The organism is Vibrio sp. R10-SG3-ISO10 (assembly GCF_059834185.1).
In genome coordinates, this window is record NZ_JCBDHG010000003.1 from 1 (window position 1) to 2,580 (window position 2,580).

Sequence of the window (2,580 nt, forward strand, 5' to 3'; positions counted from 1 at the left end):
ATAAGCCGCAATTAAACCGGATTAAGGTCGGTTTTTCAGGGATTTAGCGTGTGACAGACGGATCGAGGCTAGGCTGGTGGATCAATGATTGTGTGGGGATTGGTCGTGACGACGGGCGAACTTACGCAGCAAGGTGATAGGTGTCAGGAGGTAACGGACATGGACGCCGGTGCGTGAGGCCATGCGCTTGATGGAGTCACTGGCGGCCGCCCTCGCCTTAAGCATAGCGTCGGTCAGGCCCAGATCGGCAAAATAGCGCTCTGTGATGCGTTTAATCGACGCTAAGCCGTACCACTCACCGTTTTCATTGTGTCGCGGTTGGGTGGACGTTAGCCAACCGCGCTGCTTAGCAAACGACACACACTGTTTGACTCGCCAAACAGGTAATCCCGTCCCTTCGGCCACATTGGCCCAAGTACGCAGCAGGAAACCACGTTGAGTGGCTACCCCAACCTTACGCGTACGCAACTCAAGCTCACTAACGAGATAGTCCATCACTGAAGCGATATCGCGCAGGAACTGACGCTGCGTGGCTTTGCCAGACGCCGACAACAAATAGGCATAGCGTGAAGGATCTTGAAGCAACGATGACCAGCGTGCTCGATGCAGCGCCGCTAACGGTCGTTCGCGTCGGGTAAACGTAGAAGAATTCATTGCAGTGTCGGGCTCGCCATCTCACGCACATTAGAGGCCATGACCAAACCGACAAATCGCTCAAGTTCGTCAGTCAGTGGCGACACCTTATCGATACCTCCTGCGTAGGACTCAGCAATGGAATAACTGTACTGCATCGCATAGTTGGCCATTTCACGAGCTAGGCCATTAAACTGCTTGGATGGTGTCAGCAAATCACAACCCAGAATCAGTATCGGCGTGATAATGTTTGCTTGGGTAAGATGATCCCCAGTCACGGCTTCGATGTCGCGTCCAGTTTTAATAGCTGCAGTCAGATGCGCCATACACACCTCAACAATTTTGTACTCTTCCATGCTTTTTCTCCTTTATCACCCGCTCTGTTATTCGCCGTAATTGACCATGTTTTTTCTCACGCTGGGCATAACGTTTAATCAGAAGATGAATTTTGATCCTTTGATTCTTGCGAACAGGCATGGCTTCCTTCCTGCAATTGATATAGCCTTCTCAATGTGGCAATCACGAGCCTAAGGCTCGATTCCAAGTGACCACTTTTGGCACTGGATTCTGCTTCATCAAGCGCAATCTCGATTTCAGTTTTTCGCGCTACCATCACGCCTCCTCAATGCCGCCAAGCCTTGGATGTACATCACTTTACGAGAAGATTTTTGATACTGGCAAGCATGCCCCGTATAGCGTTTTGCCGTTTTTTGTACATACAATGAGCATCAGGAGGGACGTTCAATGGAACGCTTTACTTATGAGAATGCACTGCTCAATCGCGTAAAAGCCAAGTTTGGATTAGATTCTGAATATCAATTGGCGAAAAAGTTGGGAGTTGACCAGTCCACCGTCAGAAATTGGCGAAATGGTCGAAACTCAATAGATTGGGATCTTGCGTTTCGTATTGCTGATCTCCTTGGTGAATCCGATCAAAATGTGGTTTGGGGGATTATCACCAACAAAATCAAAAATAGGCGTGTAGTCAAGGTGTTAGAGGATTTTAGACCTTTAATATAAGCCTATTTTCCTTTCTAACCACATATACATAATGCGCACTATATTATGTTTTTTTCCTCGGATTATCAATGAGGTGGTATTTGTTACGCTTCGGCGGGTACCATGTGCGTCATACTTGGTGCACCATTAATGGCACACGGTGCCAATAATGTGTATGAAAACGGTCGCTACTTCATCGACGGTAACACCGATCATGTTGGATTAGTGCGTCAAGGTTACCGTGGTGCTGCAGAAAAGCTTGGGTATGATAAGTCTTACGGCGATATGGCTTACTACGGTGTTGACTTGAGTTTATCCGTCGGTGGATTGGTTTCGCGTTCGACAACCCTTAAACCGGTAGAGTCTTGGAATCAATTGCCCCATGCCAAAAGGTTTAAATTGTTCAGCTACTCTTCTGAAGATTACTTAAGAGGTTACCAAGCGGCTAGCCGCCCTGCACTGCTCACTGAAGCCGGTGCGGATGTGGTCACTTTAGATGCTTTACACAGTGAGTTAAATAAATGATTGTCGAAACTGTATTGTTTTTCGTTGTCTCAGCATTAACGTTAGCCACGCTCTACCGTGTCTCCAAGCTTCGCTGGTCGCACACATTGGCCAAAGCGTTATTTATCTTTGTCCTCGCTATTCTAGCCGGACAGTACTTGGTGATATTCAAAGATGGGTCTTCTCTTTCTTTTTTATCTGCCATCATACCCGACTATAGCAGTAACGTTATAGTCCAGTTCTCAAGTCTAGTGATAGTATTCCTTCTCTCTTTCTGTATTCCAAAGAGTCGCTGATTTATCGGACTCTATGGAACAGTAAAGAGTCACATCAAGGTGAACCCTTGTACTAATCTGAACATACCAAAAACAATCTGATTATGTTTATTTTTCTACATCGAACTCTTCGATAGACAATCGTGGGAACTCATGAATTATATCATCT

Annotated in this window: 5 protein-coding genes; 2 read left to right on the forward strand and 3 right to left on the reverse strand. The window is 46.6% G+C overall.

Annotated elements, in window-relative coordinates; translation table 11 throughout:
• Positions 1-81: 81 nt before the first annotated feature.
• The 3 genes from AC6R16_RS03285 to AC6R16_RS03295 all read right to left on the reverse strand — a co-directional run bounded on the left by AC6R16_RS03285 (position 82) and on the right by AC6R16_RS03295 (position 1,246).
• A complete protein-coding gene (locus AC6R16_RS03285; protein WP_500673597.1) occupies positions 82-654 on the reverse strand; it encodes a hypothetical protein in 573 nt (190 codons plus the stop codon).
• The gene (locus AC6R16_RS03290) at positions 651-989 is read right to left on the reverse strand and encodes a hypothetical protein (protein ID WP_500673598.1); all 339 of its coding nucleotides are present in this window, start codon (positions 987-989) and stop codon (positions 651-653) included. The genes AC6R16_RS03285 and AC6R16_RS03290 overlap by 4 nt, the downstream gene beginning before the upstream one ends.
• Positions 990-1,063: 74 nt before the next feature.
• Entirely contained in the window at positions 1,064-1,246 is a 183-nt protein-coding gene (locus AC6R16_RS03295) for a hypothetical protein (RefSeq protein WP_171325464.1), read from the reverse strand.
• Positions 1,247-1,377: 131 nt separating this feature from the next.
• Between AC6R16_RS03295 and AC6R16_RS03300 the strand changes: the two genes are divergently transcribed.
• Both AC6R16_RS03300 and AC6R16_RS03305 read left to right on the forward strand, forming a co-directional pair.
• Entirely contained in the window at positions 1,378-1,653 is a 276-nt protein-coding gene (locus AC6R16_RS03300) for a helix-turn-helix transcriptional regulator (RefSeq protein ID WP_171325466.1), read from the forward strand.
• A 78-nt stretch (positions 1,654-1,731) separates the two neighbouring features.
• On the forward strand, positions 1,732-2,157 hold the full coding sequence (locus AC6R16_RS03305) for a DUF4225 domain-containing protein (RefSeq protein WP_500673599.1): 426 nt from the start codon (positions 1,732-1,734) through the stop codon (positions 2,155-2,157).
• Positions 2,158-2,580: the final 423 nt, after the last annotated feature.